The 13,693-nt window shown below is 39.9% G+C and carries 10 protein-coding genes, 1 pseudogene and 1 riboswitch; of the genes and pseudogenes, 4 read left to right on the top strand and 7 right to left on the bottom strand.

Annotated elements, in window-relative coordinates; all coding sequences use genetic code 11:
• Positions 1–12: 12 nt before the first annotated feature.
• The 5 genes and pseudogenes from AC6H44_RS06160 to AC6H44_RS06140 all read right to left on the bottom strand — a co-directional run bounded on the left by AC6H44_RS06160 (position 13) and on the right by AC6H44_RS06140 (position 4,929).
• A complete protein-coding gene (locus AC6H44_RS06160; protein ID WP_500738007.1) occupies positions 13–1,575 on the bottom strand; it encodes an AI-2E family transporter in 1,563 nt (520 codons plus the stop codon).
• A gap of 212 nt (positions 1,576–1,787) precedes the next feature.
• Positions 1,788–2,325, bottom strand: a pseudogene (locus AC6H44_RS06155) (IS66 family transposase); the annotation flags it as partial.
• Between the two features lie 578 nt (positions 2,326–2,903).
• The gene (locus AC6H44_RS06150; protein ID WP_500738006.1) at positions 2,904–3,152 is read right to left on the bottom strand and encodes a hypothetical protein; all 249 of its coding nucleotides are present in this window, start codon (positions 3,150–3,152) and stop codon (positions 2,904–2,906) included.
• Positions 3,153–3,157: 5 nt separating this feature from the next.
• Complete coding sequence (locus tag AC6H44_RS06145) at positions 3,158–3,553, bottom strand: biotin/lipoyl-containing protein (protein ID WP_500738005.1); 396 nt, start codon at positions 3,551–3,553, stop codon at positions 3,158–3,160.
• A gap of 53 nt (positions 3,554–3,606) precedes the next feature.
• Positions 3,607–4,929: a sodium-dependent transporter gene (locus AC6H44_RS06140; protein WP_500738004.1), complete on the bottom strand. Its 1,323-nt coding sequence runs from the start codon at positions 4,927–4,929 to the stop codon at positions 3,607–3,609.
• 166 nt (positions 4,930–5,095) lie between these two features.
• Between AC6H44_RS06140 and AC6H44_RS06135 the strand changes: the two genes are divergently transcribed.
• Positions 5,096–5,854, top strand: coding sequence for a 4'-phosphopantetheinyl transferase family protein (locus AC6H44_RS06135; RefSeq protein WP_500738386.1), 759 nt, complete (start codon positions 5,096–5,098; stop codon positions 5,852–5,854).
• On the opposite strand, the gene lysC is transcribed toward AC6H44_RS06135, so the two are convergent.
• Both lysC and nhaD read right to left on the bottom strand, forming a co-directional pair.
• A complete protein-coding gene (gene lysC, locus AC6H44_RS06130) occupies positions 5,831–7,222 on the bottom strand; it encodes a lysine-sensitive aspartokinase 3 (RefSeq protein ID WP_500738003.1) in 1,392 nt (463 codons plus the stop codon). The genes AC6H44_RS06135 and lysC overlap by 24 nt on opposite strands.
• 75 nt (positions 7,223–7,297) lie before the next feature.
• Positions 7,298–7,470: riboswitch (Lysine riboswitch) on the bottom strand.
• A gap of 98 nt (positions 7,471–7,568) precedes the next feature.
• Entirely contained in the window at positions 7,569–8,816 is a 1,248-nt protein-coding gene (gene nhaD / locus AC6H44_RS06125) for a sodium:proton antiporter NhaD (protein ID WP_500738002.1), read from the bottom strand.
• Between the two features lie 195 nt (positions 8,817–9,011).
• On the opposite strand from nhaD, the gene AC6H44_RS06120 reads away from it, so the two are divergent.
• The 3 genes from AC6H44_RS06120 to AC6H44_RS06110 are packed head-to-tail and all read left to right on the top strand — an operon-like array spanning position 9,012 to position 13,626.
• Positions 9,012–10,283, top strand: coding sequence for an MksB family condensin complex protein (locus AC6H44_RS06120; RefSeq protein WP_500738001.1), 1,272 nt, complete (start codon positions 9,012–9,014; stop codon positions 10,281–10,283).
• Positions 10,284–10,288: 5 nt separating this feature from the next.
• The gene (locus AC6H44_RS06115; protein WP_500738000.1) at positions 10,289–10,837 is read left to right on the top strand and encodes a condensin complex protein MksE; all 549 of its coding nucleotides are present in this window, start codon (positions 10,289–10,291) and stop codon (positions 10,835–10,837) included.
• On the top strand, positions 10,834–13,626 hold the full coding sequence (locus tag AC6H44_RS06110; protein WP_500737999.1) for an Mks condensin complex protein MksF: 2,793 nt from the start codon (positions 10,834–10,836) through the stop codon (positions 13,624–13,626). The genes AC6H44_RS06115 and AC6H44_RS06110 overlap by 4 nt, the downstream gene beginning before the upstream one ends.
• Positions 13,627–13,693 lie beyond the last annotated feature (67 nt).

Here is a 13,693-nt window from a genome sequence, read left to right as displayed (position 1 = left end):
TTTAACCGACCTTTACTTCAATTCATTTAAAAAATTTTCTATGTTAAAATATGACTCTTCTTGCAGTTTAGTTTCCTTTCTAATGCTTTGAATTTGGTTATCCATAACTACAATATCGCACTCCAACAGATGCAAGGTATAATCATTAGCTGCCAATGCACTCGCAAATTTTTTAGCAATATCCTGATTGATTCGAATTGAGTATTGGTAGTTTTCTACAGCCATGATTGAAACATCCAGCTGGTCCAAAATATCATCAGCAAATTTATGCTGAAGATTTGAGTTTTCCATAAACTGATCCAGCATTTTTTCATCGAATGAAGGGCCGCCGTATTTATCAAAGAGCCGGTCGATAACATATGCGATCAAAGCTGATGATATCCCCACCAGGATACCCATAAATACTGGAGCGAGAATATCGGCGAAAACACCAACCACTGGGATAGCGACGAAGAAAGCTTTGAAGGACTCCTCAAATAAAATACCGATAGATGTAAAAACTGCTGTAGTAATCAGTTTCAAAGCCGTTTTTAAATTCTCCTGCTTATTTACACCTTTTTTCGGGAATAATATCATTTTTATTGCTTTAAAAAGAGAAAGCAGCCCTTCACGTATTATCTTCACTACATTTTTTGCTGTAGTAATAAAAGTGTTAATTAAAAAAGTGATGAGATTACTAGCAAACCCACTTAAGCCACCTTCAAAAATTTGATTTAGTGCATTAGGTAGTTTTTTTAGCAGGGCGTCTATAATTTTTTTTGCGCGAAACTTTAACTCCTGCAGAAGCTCTTTGCCCGAGGCAACACCTTGTCTATATAGATCTTTTATCTCATTGAAAAGTTGATTAACTAGCTCAGTCAGCAACATGCCCAAGGCTTGGCGAACACCCATCATTGCGGCTTCTTTGGCACCTGTTGACAGCAGCTCACTAGCTAATCTCTCATTCTCAGCACCTTGAATATAATCTCGTGCCTCCTTATCGATTTTCTTTATATTTTCGATCTCGTCTTGAGATAAGTTATTAGCTTTTACAAACTCTGGATCGCTGAGGCATTCATCCCAGCTTTTTTTCCCTTTTGACATATTCAGTTTTCCTTCGATATATGCCATGTTTTTTTCATTATTTGCTATCACTTTCCTCTCTTCCTCACTGAATCGAAGATGGAGCGATTTATTAGCATGAATTTCCGCTAAAGAGACGACATGATCACCGTGAATATCTCCTTTTGTCATTGGGCGTTTAGTTGCATCACTCAACACTTCTTGGCCAGCATCTAGTGCTTGGTTATTTTCTTTATGCTTTCCTCCTCTAGCACTCGCATCATCCCAATGTTTTTGTCTGGTTTCTTGGCTGTAACGGTCATTAGCTATTGCGTAATTTTTCTCATGCATTTCGTCAGGGAATATTGATTGATCAGCATTGTGAACCGTCGCTACGTTGCCACCATTCTTATTCTCAAACATTGCAGTTGATAAACCGAATGGCCCCATAATTTGAGACAGAACCTGTTGCTGACAACTATCAAAAAGTTCCTGCAACCTTTGTTTTTCCAGTGTTTGCACTGACTGGACCATTTCATATCTCCTATGACTGTTTACGTATTAGCTACTGTTTGATATTGAAGTTTAAAAATTAGAAATGTTCACTGAATAACGGATAGGAAATTCGAGCTATCTAGGCACAATATTTTATTCCAAAAGTGCCGCACTATCCAATTATTCAACACGTTTCCACGCATGACACTTAATCGGCGCAAAGTTTACACAAAATTCTAGCAATAGTGTAACTATTCAGCCTCATCTTCAATAAATATATCAGGTAGCTGATTTTTGAAGAGTAACTCAAGCGCTAGGGCTTGCAGATACATCTTGTTTTCTGCAAGACGATAGATAGCTTCTTATCAAGCAGAACATCTCTGCGCCTTGTTGGCTTCTAAAACATCCTGATATTTTTTGATGAACCTTGGTCATCCTAATGTCATTCTCACCTTGATTATTTGTAAAAGGCACAGCAATTCCCGTCATAAAACGTAAGACATCATCTTGATAACCCCTTAATCGCTCTAACAACGCTCTGGACTTAGTTCGCTTTAATCGGCCTCGTTGCCCTTTTACTCGGCTGTTTTCATCTGGTGGGGGGCATTTAATGTCACCTTGGGCCAATATTTCTTCATATTTCTGTTTATATCGCGCTTTGGTGTCCGCATTTAGTCCAGGGTTATCAATTTGATATTTGTTGATTTCTTTCAATAGGTTTTGCATGTCCTTGGCCCACTGCATACCGTCTTGCTCCCAAGCCCTTTCTAGTTCTCGCAGATGATGAGAAGCCAATGTGTCTGAGAAGCCAATGTGTCAAATCTTGTCTTCAGACATCATATTACTGACCGTCTTATCTGAGCTGATTTAAGACAAACGTGAATGCTAAATACTGATTCCAATTGGCTGAGTATTGTTTGGTTGGGTTTCGTTAAACTCAACCCAACCTACGCCGCTTAATTTAACACCGAATGAACTTAAAGCTCTTATCGAGACATAAAGCTAAATCTAGACCACATACATCATATTACTGACCGTCTGCAATTGGCAGGGTTTTGACTGTCAGGTTTGGTTAATTCCTGTTAATCGAATCTGACAAACAAGCGCAAAGATATAAGTCTTTTAAATACTGATAGTTACATTTTTCGAATAATATTTAGTTTATTGATCTTATTGATCACGCCTAAATCAAAAAGCTGTTGCGCGCTGGACTTAAGCAATTGGGTTTCGGCGGGCGTTCTATGTTTTTTAATGATTAAGTTTGCATAGCTAATTTGCAGCTGATTTATTGCATGGCTTTTCTTTCGACATTCAAAGCATTTGATAGCATGTGCATCAATCCAAAACTTTAATTCTTCAAACCAGTATTACTGCTCTTTCGCAAAAAATATAAATGGCCTGTGACAATCGACACATTGCTCTTGTATATCAACATAGAGTTGCCTTGGATATATATTATAATTTTGCTTTTCGATAACTGCGGGGATTGTTGTTTCTGGAATATAACGCACACTTTTATATCGCCAATGAGCATCTTCTATTTCTTGCTTTGTATAACTATTACCAGAGGAAATTGGCTGGCTGCCATATATTGGGTGGTTTACATAATTAACCATGTTAGCTATTTACCCAGCACAAAAAGGATAGCTAAAGCGCCGAATGCTAGAAAACTTTTATTTAGTTTACTTAACCAAGGAGAAACAATAACGTCATTTTCTGAGCCGTTTACTCGCGGTTGAGGTTGTTGAGCTGTCGGTCGTGCTGGCATTTCGCTGTCTGCAAGCTGCTGCAAAGTCATCACAACTTGCTCAGTATTAACATGATCACCATTGGCAATCGTTATATTTTCAATAATGCCATTACAGTCGGCCATGACTTCTAAAACGACTTTTTCAGTCTCAACATCAAATAACACATCGTCTAAATAGACTGGTTGATCTTCATTAACATAAAGGTTAGTAATTTTTGCTGTTGCTACCGAGTCAGGCAAAATCGGTATTTTAATTTCTCTGCTCATAATCCCTCCTTGGATGTATTACCACTCACACCTAAAAAACTGACGGCTAAATTTCAACCAAACGCTACATTAGCAAATACCAATGTCATTAGTACTGGGCAAACAAAACGAATGTACTGCGCAAACCAATAGTGCACCCCAGAGCTTGCTTGGTGTAACTTATTACCGCGCTGCCATAACCAACCTACCGTTATAAAGTAAAACAGTCCCATTAATGGCAACTGGTATTGGGTAAATACCATAATAACCAAACCAAATAGCCAATCAAAGTTAACAATAATAGTACTGGCACAAATAAGTACAATAGCACTGACTGCCCATGTTGCTTTGGTTCTATCTACACTGTGGTTTTCTACTAAAAAGGCGACCGGAATCTCAGTTGATGAAATAGTTGAGGTAACTGAAGCAATCGACATAAGCACAAAAAACAGTAAACCAACCAATAAACCAATCTCACCCATAGTGGCAAATAACTCAGGTAATATGGCAAAAATAAGCTGGCCTTCACCGATTAGTTTGCCGTTGCTAAATACTTCAACGCCATTGTACTGGGCAACATAAATAGCCGGAATTATTAATAAGCCCGCCAAAAACGCCACGCTGGTATCAAGTAGCGCAACACTTGCGGTTAATTTTGGTAAGTTAGCTCCGGGTTTTAAGTACGAGCCATAAATCATCATACAGCCTACCCCAAGCGACAACGAAAAGAACGCCTGCCCCATTGCGGCAATAATTAAATCGGGGTCAAGTATTTTGCTAAAGTCGGGCACTAAATAAGCGGCAAAGCCTTCGCTTGCGCCTTCAAGCGTTGCAATATAGACAATTAAACCAATCAGTAAAACCAGTAACAGCGGCATTAAACGGCGCGACCAGGTTTCTATTCCTGATTTAACCCCTTTTAAAATAATACTGGCGGTTAAAATAAGCATAAGCGGCGTAAATATAAAATTACGCAGCATAGAGTCACTATGTAAAAATTCACTTAAATGCTGCCAGCCTAAAAAGGTCGTTATAGGCTCTATGGCGTAAGAAAGCATCCAACCCGCCACTATTGAATAAAAGCTTAGCATCACTATTGCGCCAGCTAAGCCAATGTAGCCTGCAGCAGCGCCCACTTTAGGCGCATGATCTTGCCATGCTTGGCCAAGAGCTTTTACTGGGTTAGCTTGGGCTTTGAAGCCTAAATACAGTTCGGTGTATAACGCAGGTAATGCGAGTAAAAAAATAACAATAAAATACACCAATAAAAATGCGCCACCACCATGATTAGCAGCCTGTGTAGGAAAGCCCCATATATTACCTAACCCTACCGCAGCACCGGCTGCTGCCAATACAAAACCAAGTCGACTTTGAAAACCATCACGCACTTGTGTCATACACTTACAAATCTGTTATTATTTTAACGAATGTGAATTAAACCATATTTAACAGCGACTGAGTAATAAAAATGTCCTTAGCGCGTATAACAACAAACAACCGCTCACAAACTACCCAGCTTAGGGTGATAAATATGTAATCGGTCGTCATTTTTAACGAGCAATGATGAATTCAACTTACTTCGAAAACCAGCTAGCAGTCACGCACGCTAAAGCAGATAATAATCAGTGCATTGTAATGCTTGACGCAACCACCCTCAATGTGAGTGAATTTGATTTACCCCAATATTTAAGCCCTTTTGAGCTCAATGTTATTGCTCGGCGCAAGACCCCACAGGCTAAACAAGAATATTTAGCTACACGGCTAGTGCTAAAGTATTTAGTGAAAACTGCTTTTACTTGCTATGCCCCTCTAAAACTGGCTGATATCAGCTCTGAATTTAACCCTGATAATAGTAAACTAGAGTTACATATTAACAATACAACTGACGTGATCAGTTGCTGTATTTCTCATTCTCATGGATTTATAGGTGCAGCGTTAAATGTTGCATCAACGCAATTTGGTTTTGATATTGAAAAAATTAGTTTAAAACGCCCTTTTAATAAACTCGCTAAACACTTTTACCATCCAGCCGAATTGAGCTTAATAACCGATACCGATAATATAACAACTCAAGCACATTACTTTTTTAGGATTTGGACGTTAAAAGAAGCGCTGGCTAAAGCCACCAGCCGCCCTATTGCTCAGCTATTAAGCCCTAATGTGTTTAACGAACTTAATAACGCACAGCTTACAGCCAGCAGCAATACACTGGCAGGGGTACACAATAAAATGTTTGATATAAGCGTTGTGGCAAAAAAAAGCACCGACTGGCGGTGCTCAATAATGACTATTAACGATTTACGAAGCGCACTGACCCTCTAGTAATCGGCTGTGAATAGCTTGAACCACTGCATCTGACTCGCTTTGCTCCACTAAAAAGCATAGGTTATGTTTACTTGCACCATGACAAATAAGGCGAATATTAAACTCGCTCAATACCTGCATTAAATTCATTTCATGCTGGCGCAAAACAATTTCAGAGCCAATTAACGCCACCAGTGTTAAATTATTTTCAACCGATACATGGCAAAATTCAGCCAGTTTATCTAAACATGCTTGTTCTAGCTCTGGGCGCGATGCATTCGGCGCATTATCAAGGGTAATTGCTACACTAATTTCAGAGGTAGTAACTAAATCAACCGAAATATTACATTCACTTAAAATAGTAAATATACGGGCTAAAAAGCCACTGGCTAATAGCATTTCTGGGCTTTTAAGGGTTAATAATATTTGGTTTTTACGTTGCGTTACCGCACGAATACTAGGTAGCTGCGATTTTTCACGCTCAATCCACGTACCGCCAAGTTCTGGTTCTGTGCTTGAGCCAACAAATACATTAATATGGCTGCGACTAGCTGGCAAAATAGTGGCTGGATGCAGCACTTTAGCGCCAAAGGTCGCCATTTCTGCCGCTTCATCAAAACTTAAACGGGCAATAGGTGTCGCTTTTACACACAAACGCGGATCGGTGCTAAAAATACCGACTACGTCAGTCCAAATATACACACTTTTAGCGTTAATAGCCTCAGCAAGCAGTGCGGCGCTATAATCTGAGCCGCCTCGACCAAGGGTGGTGGTTAAATTGTTTGCATCGCTGCCAATAAACCCTTGGGTCACAATAACGCTATCATCAAGCAGCGGAATTAAATGTGTTTTAGCGGCTTGCGCTGTGGCGGCCACATTAGGTGTTGCTTTACCGAATTGACTATCGGTTTTTAACACTTGGCGAACATCAAAACGCGCTGCATTTAAACCCTTTAACCGCAATACCTGCGTAAACAAGTACGACGATAAGCGCTCACCAAAGCTCAGTAACTCATCGTGTTGCTGCTCAGTATTGAGTGTTTGTGCCGCCAATGTTTGAAATGCATCAAGCGTTTGATTAAAGCCAAGGGCTAAGTCATCATCTAATGCCAAATGATTTAAAATAGCCTGCTGAATCGCAAGTACACCGTCAATATGCAGTTGGCGCTCGGTGGCTTCAATATCCACCTTGCAAAGTGCCACCAAGTGATTAGTTACACCAGCACTGGCGCTTACTGCAACAATTCGAACGCTGCTATCGTTTACAATAATTTCGCTACAACGGCTCATGGCCTCAAAATTGGCCACGCTGGTGCCACCAAATTTGGCAACAATGTAATCTGATTTTGTGCTCTGTGAACTTTGTGGCACTGATTGGTTAGTCATTTCGTCTCCTTTGGCGGCATCCAAACCGCAATAAAACAAGAAGAACTTGGCAGGAAATAAAGATAAGAAAAATCCACTGCCAGAAGCTCTCCACCTAAATTGGTGACAGTTTTGAGGATTCAGCCCCATAAACCGAAAAACAATAGTAACGACCCATTATTTTCCTCGGCGAGTACTTCCCTTCTTAATGGTCGAAGGCTGTCGTTGCCTCACATTAAGTACCTAAGTATCGCACCTCTTCTGAATGGTTTATTAACCTGTGGCTAATAAAACAAAACCGCACTAAAAGTGCGGCTTTGAAAGTTATCGTTTAGACGTCTAGCTGTCAAGTCGTTTTACTATAAAATCAAATAAAACTGCCCATTAGGTAAGAGCCCACATAACCAAAGGTGTAACACACTAACAAATACAACGATAAACGAAGGTAACTTGCAAACGTCAGCTCTTTTACCTTACTCATGGCTATAATACCCGCCGCCGAACCAATAATTAGCATAGAGCCACCTACACCAGTTGCATACGTAAACGACAACCAATGCTGTTGGCTCATTACAATATCGGCTTTTAATAACGCAGCCGTCAGTGGCACGTTATCAACACCTGCGGATAAAATACCCATTAAGTAGTTTGCATACTCGGGCGCCATTACTGTATACAAGTTAGTAAATTGGCTCAGTACTCCCACTTCTTTTAACGCACCCACAAGCAATAACACCCCTACGAAAAACAATAAGGTGTCGTATTCTATGTCGCGTATAAAGTCGATCATATCTTTGTTAATGTCTTTTTTGCGCATTAAAAATTGCGCCACTAAAAACATAATCGATAACCCCAGCAAAAAGGTAAGTAAAGGCGGTACGCTATATAAAACACTCAATGTTAAGGTTGCTATCACCGTCATCAAAAATATAATGGCGATAGTAATATCCGTTTTTTCGATACGTTTAAAACTGGCTTTTTTAAACGTTAACTGCTTGTTCATACCCATCGATAATAATGTGGCTAATAACAGTACACTTAATAAAGCGGGTATGATTAACAGTAATAAATGACTAATGGTAACTTTGCCATCAAGGAAAATCATTAGCGTGGTGACATCACCGGTGATCAGCGATACACCACCAGAGTTAACCGCAAAAACAATCAGTGTGGCGTATTTAACTAATTTTTTGGCTTCAAGCTTTAATGACATAATAACAGCCAAGGAAATCAATGTGGCTGTCACGTTGTCGGAAATAGAGGAAAATAAAAACGCAAAACTCCCCACCAAAAACATCAGCTTTCGCTCACTAATGCTGGTTGGCATAATACGATTTACCACATTTTCGATAAGTCCTTTGGAGTTTAAATAGGCAACAAAGGTCATTGCGGCCATTAAAAATAACCATAAAGAAGCAATTTCTAAAATATTGTGGTCAAGGAGGGTTTGCGTTGTTTCGGGGCTTTGCCCATTAAGAGGAAAAATAAAGGAGATAATCCAACAAAGCGTGCCAAAAAATAATGTTGTTTTTGCTTTGTTTACGTGAATCACATCCTCGATAACGATAAGCAAAAAAGCAACCGCTATCAGCGTTAAAATAATTGAGGAAACCATGATATTAAACAACCTTCGAGGTTAAGTAAAAAATTGAAAACGGATAAAAATATACCCACAAACTCTGTGCGCCCATATTCGGCGCGGATCCTATCACCAAGAGGATATAAAAACTATTATTAAATCGCGGTAAAAACGAATACCATACACCTTTTAGATATATAAAATAACAAATACTAGGAAGTTGTACGTCTTATGATCCCAGCTAAAAAGCGACTTAATACCCTCAACGAGCATTGGGGCGTGCTAGAGCTATTATTTAAACGCTTTAAAATGGCCGACTTTAGTATTAAAGATCTTCAAAATGCCATTAAACAAAAACAACCCACGTGGAACAATGAGCGTATTTATAAAGAAACTAATCGGTTATTAAATCAAGACATTATTATTCCCTTGGCTAAATCATCACAACTTGAAATAAACCGCGCCATCGCCGATTTTGCCATTTTTTTGCTGCAAGAAGAACACTTAGGCTTAGCACAAGAAATTAGCGTATTGGTTGAAGATTTAGCTCGCTTAGGGAATCGCCTTTTAAACGCAGGTGAAATAGAGGATTTTGATGATTTACGCCGCTTTAGTCGCATTATGGATGACCGGGTGCGTAAAATAATTAAACTGTTTTTACACAACGAAAACGCCATTTTAAATATTGTTGAACAAGCCAAATCTAATAATGCAGTGCAATCGCTACAAAAGCGTTATAAAGCTGTTATAGAAGCGTTTGATGAATACATAGAACCCATGCTGGAAATGGTGGATATTCGAGGCGATTTTCATGCTTGTTTTACCCTTATTGAGCAACAGATTAGCAGCCAAATAGAGCATATTGAACGCTCAGGTAAAGCATACAGCGATAAACGCATGCTTGAGCAATTGCGTACCCGTATTCTAGAAATGCACCTAGTTGGCCGGATAAGTTTACGTAAAAGTGCCGATATGCTAATGCCACTGCGTGAAGAGCTGCGTCGCAATAACCTCATTACCCGCCAAGCCGCAAAAGTATTAGGGCTAATACGTAAAAATGGCGTGGATAATATGCTCAGCGCCGTACAGCCACATTTTGTAAGCGATGCACAAAAGTATTCGCTTGGGCAACAGCGCCATATTGTTGCTTATATGGCAAGCCTGGCTGAGTTTGAACACCACGAATATCAGCTGCCAGAGCAAAATGATGTGCCTGCGTTTGTCACGCCAAACATTCCTGATTATCACGATGTGAAAGCACAATTTACCAAGCGCTTTAAAAAACAGCGACAAAAACCACAGCCTTTGCTGCAATTTTTAGATGAAAGCTACCCAGAACTTGAAGCCGACGAAATGCTGTTCCTATATCAAAAACTAGTGAGCGACAATACTCTACACATTAGTCAAAGCGATAAAAAAGCACGCGTTACTATTGCAGGCCAACACTTTTCGCTATATCCCTTTAATTTTGAGCCTCAGGCCAATAAAGCCGAGCACGAGTAATGACCATGACACAGATAAATTTAAATGAGCTCTCTCACTTACAAGCTATAAATAAAAAATTAGTCGCCGGTTACCACATCTGCGAACAAGACACCGTAATGTGGCAAGAGCTTGACCAACAAATAGACGCCTACAGCGCTTTGTTTAGCGCATTAGGTCATGAGCTAAAACACGATAGCCGTGGCTTTTATTATTTTGCCAGCGATGAAAGCACCCCTAATATGGGCAAAATATCGCGCGCGATAGCGCTCACCGTTTATATTTTAATTGAACATTTTGCCAACACCGGTAAAGACCCAATGCGTGCATTATTTGATGAACCAAACGATTTAGAGTTAATGCAAACCTTGGTACAACTTAATAAACACTTGTTCGATCAGCTTGAAATATTTTCAGGCTCTGATTTACGCAAAGATGTGTATTTACGCATGGTGCGTTTGGGCCTTGCCCGCGAAGTGGAAAGCGGCTTTATGCTGCAGGCGCCAATTCATCGCTATATTGATGCGTTAATGGAAGTAAATGAAGAAACCTTTATTAGTGAGGACGAGCAATGAAAAACTTATACGGACTGAGTAAACTCGCCCTACTCAATACCGCAGGCTATGCAAAATGTGTGATCCCACTGGATAAAAGTAGCTCCATTTGTGCGCCTAACAACACCGGTAAAAGCTCGGTAATTAATGCGCTGCAATTTCCGCTGATTAACGATTTACGCCTAACCGAATGGGATGGCCACGATTTAGATGAAACCCGTAAGTTTTATTTTTCATCCGATCAATCCTACATTTTATTACAAGCCGACTTACCTCATGGCTCAGTGGTGATTGGCGTGGCAGGCTTAGGTAAAATTGCCGGTTATGCACACCAATATTTTTGCTATCAAGGCAAACTTGATTTAGCCCAGTACACCCAAGGCAATACCATTATTAAGTTTACTAAGCTGTTTAATCACTTAAAGCAGCAAGGTTACAATCCGATAGAGCTTAAAGCGCAAGAGTTAAACGCCCTACTTACAGGTGGAGCAACGCAATTTGACGGTGAGATCAATTTAAAAATGATCCCCCTTAACAACGTTCAAGACTCAGCAATATACAAAGAAATATTTCGCCGTATTCTTAATTTACATAAATTAGGCGCAAACGACGTTAAGCGCTTTATGTTACGTGTGTTTGAGCGCCACATGTCAAATTCAAAGGTCGATTTTTACGAGGTATGGCGCCGTTCGTTTGATAAAGTTAATCGCGCAAAGCGTGAATTAAAAGCCCTTGAGTCAATGCAAGAGCCCATAGCCGCCCTTGAATCAATGCTTGAAAACCAAACGGTGCTAAAAGGTAAACTGGCCGCTTATGCACCAAAAATTGACCAAGCGTTGATTGATTTTGATACGTATCAGCAAGAGCAACTAAGCGAGCTCAACATCGCCCTTGAAGATATTGAGCACGAAAAACACGAGTTTGAACAAAAACAAAGCCTATATGTGCAACAATCGCGCGATATAGAGCGTAAGCAAACCCAAATTGAACAGTGGTTTTTAGATTACAATGCCCTTAAAAGTGAATTTGAACTGGTTAATAAAGCCACGCTCAAAACCAACCTTACGCAGTTAAAAAATGACTATGAGTCGTTGTCGCATTCTATAACCAGTGCACAAGGTCAAAGCCTGCACACCCTTGATTACCGCATTAGCGAAACACAAAAACAAATTAAAAGCTTAAAGTTACAACTTAAAAACTTAGAATTTAATTTATTTACACGCATGCGCGAAGACTTATCACTGAAAGAAGTAGAAGACATATCGCGACTGCTAAACCCCGATATTCTCTCCTTTGCCACCACCAGCAATGGCGATATCACCATTGATGATGACGACGCCTTTGGCGAATTTTTATCTCTGCTTAGTGAAAATGTAAAAGGCGGTGTGCTTACCCTACCCGGTGCCAGTATTAAACTTAAAAAGCTCTCGCCGGTACAAATGCAAAGCGGCGAAAACAAAGAGCAACTGAGCGCACAGCTTAATGCGCTAGAACACTCATTAAAAGAGTTTAAACAACAGCGCGACGTAGCAGCAAACGTGGCCGATAAACAAAAAGAAAAAGACGCTTTGTATGATGAGCTAATGAGTTTAGAGGCTGCATTAAAACGCTTAGAACAATTTGAAGTGATGCAACAGTCGGTTGATGCCCAAGCGATGCTCAAAGAGCAGCTTTTAGCCGAACGCGAACAAGTAGACGACTACCTGCAAGATATTCAAAAAAACAGTGGCTCTATTGCTGACAGGCGATCACTTATCAAATCAAAGCAGGCACAAATTAATCGTCAAACAGAGCGCCTGCGCCAAGTTAAAACCGAGCGCATTGACCATACATTAGATTTATACAGTGGCAAAGTAACGCCTTACATGATTGATATTCAAATCGACTTTGATAATTTAAGCGATTTAATTCATCACTTTAATAAAGACTGCCAAGCGCTACGTAACTTCGATATAAATGTACGTAATACCTATATGCATATTTACAATGCCGGTATTACCAAATTTGATAACGAAAACGATGAGTTTAGTAAATACCAAAAACTTATTAGCGCGTTTCATAATATTGATAACGAACGTGATGCGGTTGAGCGCCAAGGTCGCGTTGCTCTCACCGAAGTGGCCGCAACCATTAAAGGCCTGCGCGAAGATTTAGACCGCTTACGCCGTGAAATGAATAGCTTTAATAAAGGCATAAGCCAGCATCGTATTTCAAACCTGCAAGCATTTAAAATTAATGTTATCCCGCGCAAAATGTTGGTAGATAGCATTGATACTATTATTAGTACGTCTAACCAATTTGAACAAGGCGATACCCTGGATTTACTCAGCCAAGAACCGTGTAGCGAAGGCGCAGTAAACGACGCAAAAGATCATTTAATTAAACTGGCCTCAGACAAAGCTGGCTTGACCCTTACCGATTTATTTGATATTCGTTTTGAAGTGGTTAACCGTGCGGGTGAAACCGAGCACTTTGAAAAAATAGATTCGGCTGGCTCAAATGGTACGCGTATCACCATTAAGCTATTATGTGGCATGTTGTTTATTCGTTACTTATTAAACGATCAGGAACAAAACTTATACCGTATACCTATTTATATAGATGAAGCAGCGGATATAGACCCACAAAACCAAAAAGCGATTATAGAAACCGCCTTGAGCTTTGGCTTTGTGCCAATATTTGCCTCGGTTAAACCGCAAATAAGTTGTGATTATATTGTGCCCATTCGTTCAGTAAAAGACGGCGCACAAAACTGGGTAGACGAAAAAGATTGGATTGAGGTTGAACATAAAGCCCCTCAGCTAGACTAAGAATTAATTGGCTATTCATCTTAGTCAGCTACACTTATTTTATAGATTTTAAATTACCCTCGCCCAT

It is taken from the genome of Pseudoalteromonas sp. TAP-3C (assembly GCF_059888565.1).
This window is presented reverse-complemented; position numbering and strand designations above follow the sequence as displayed.

Bases quoted from the DNA above. Each gene is read 5' to 3' on its own strand.
- AC6H44_RS06160 (WP_500738007.1), bottom strand. From the start codon at position 1,575: ATGGTCCAGTCAGTGCAAACACTGGAAAAACAAAGGTTGCAGGAACTT.
- AC6H44_RS06150 (WP_500738006.1), bottom strand. From the start codon at position 3,152: ATGGTTAATTATGTAAACCACCCAATATATGGCAGCCAGCCAATTTCC.
- AC6H44_RS06145 (WP_500738005.1), bottom strand. From the start codon at position 3,553: ATGAGCAGAGAAATTAAAATACCGATTTTGCCTGACTCGGTAGCAACA.
- AC6H44_RS06140 (WP_500738004.1), bottom strand. From the start codon at position 4,929: ATGACACAAGTGCGTGATGGTTTTCAAAGTCGACTTGGTTTTGTATTG.
- AC6H44_RS06135 (WP_500738386.1), top strand. From the start codon at position 5,096: ATGAATTCAACTTACTTCGAAAACCAGCTAGCAGTCACGCACGCTAAA.
- lysC (WP_500738003.1), bottom strand. From the start codon at position 7,222: ATGACTAACCAATCAGTGCCACAAAGTTCACAGAGCACAAAATCAGAT.
- nhaD (WP_500738002.1), bottom strand. From the start codon at position 8,816: ATGGTTTCCTCAATTATTTTAACGCTGATAGCGGTTGCTTTTTTGCTT.
- AC6H44_RS06120 (WP_500738001.1), top strand. From the start codon at position 9,012: ATGATCCCAGCTAAAAAGCGACTTAATACCCTCAACGAGCATTGGGGC.
- AC6H44_RS06115 (WP_500738000.1), top strand. From the start codon at position 10,289: ATGACACAGATAAATTTAAATGAGCTCTCTCACTTACAAGCTATAAAT.
- AC6H44_RS06110 (WP_500737999.1), top strand. From the start codon at position 10,834: ATGAAAAACTTATACGGACTGAGTAAACTCGCCCTACTCAATACCGCA.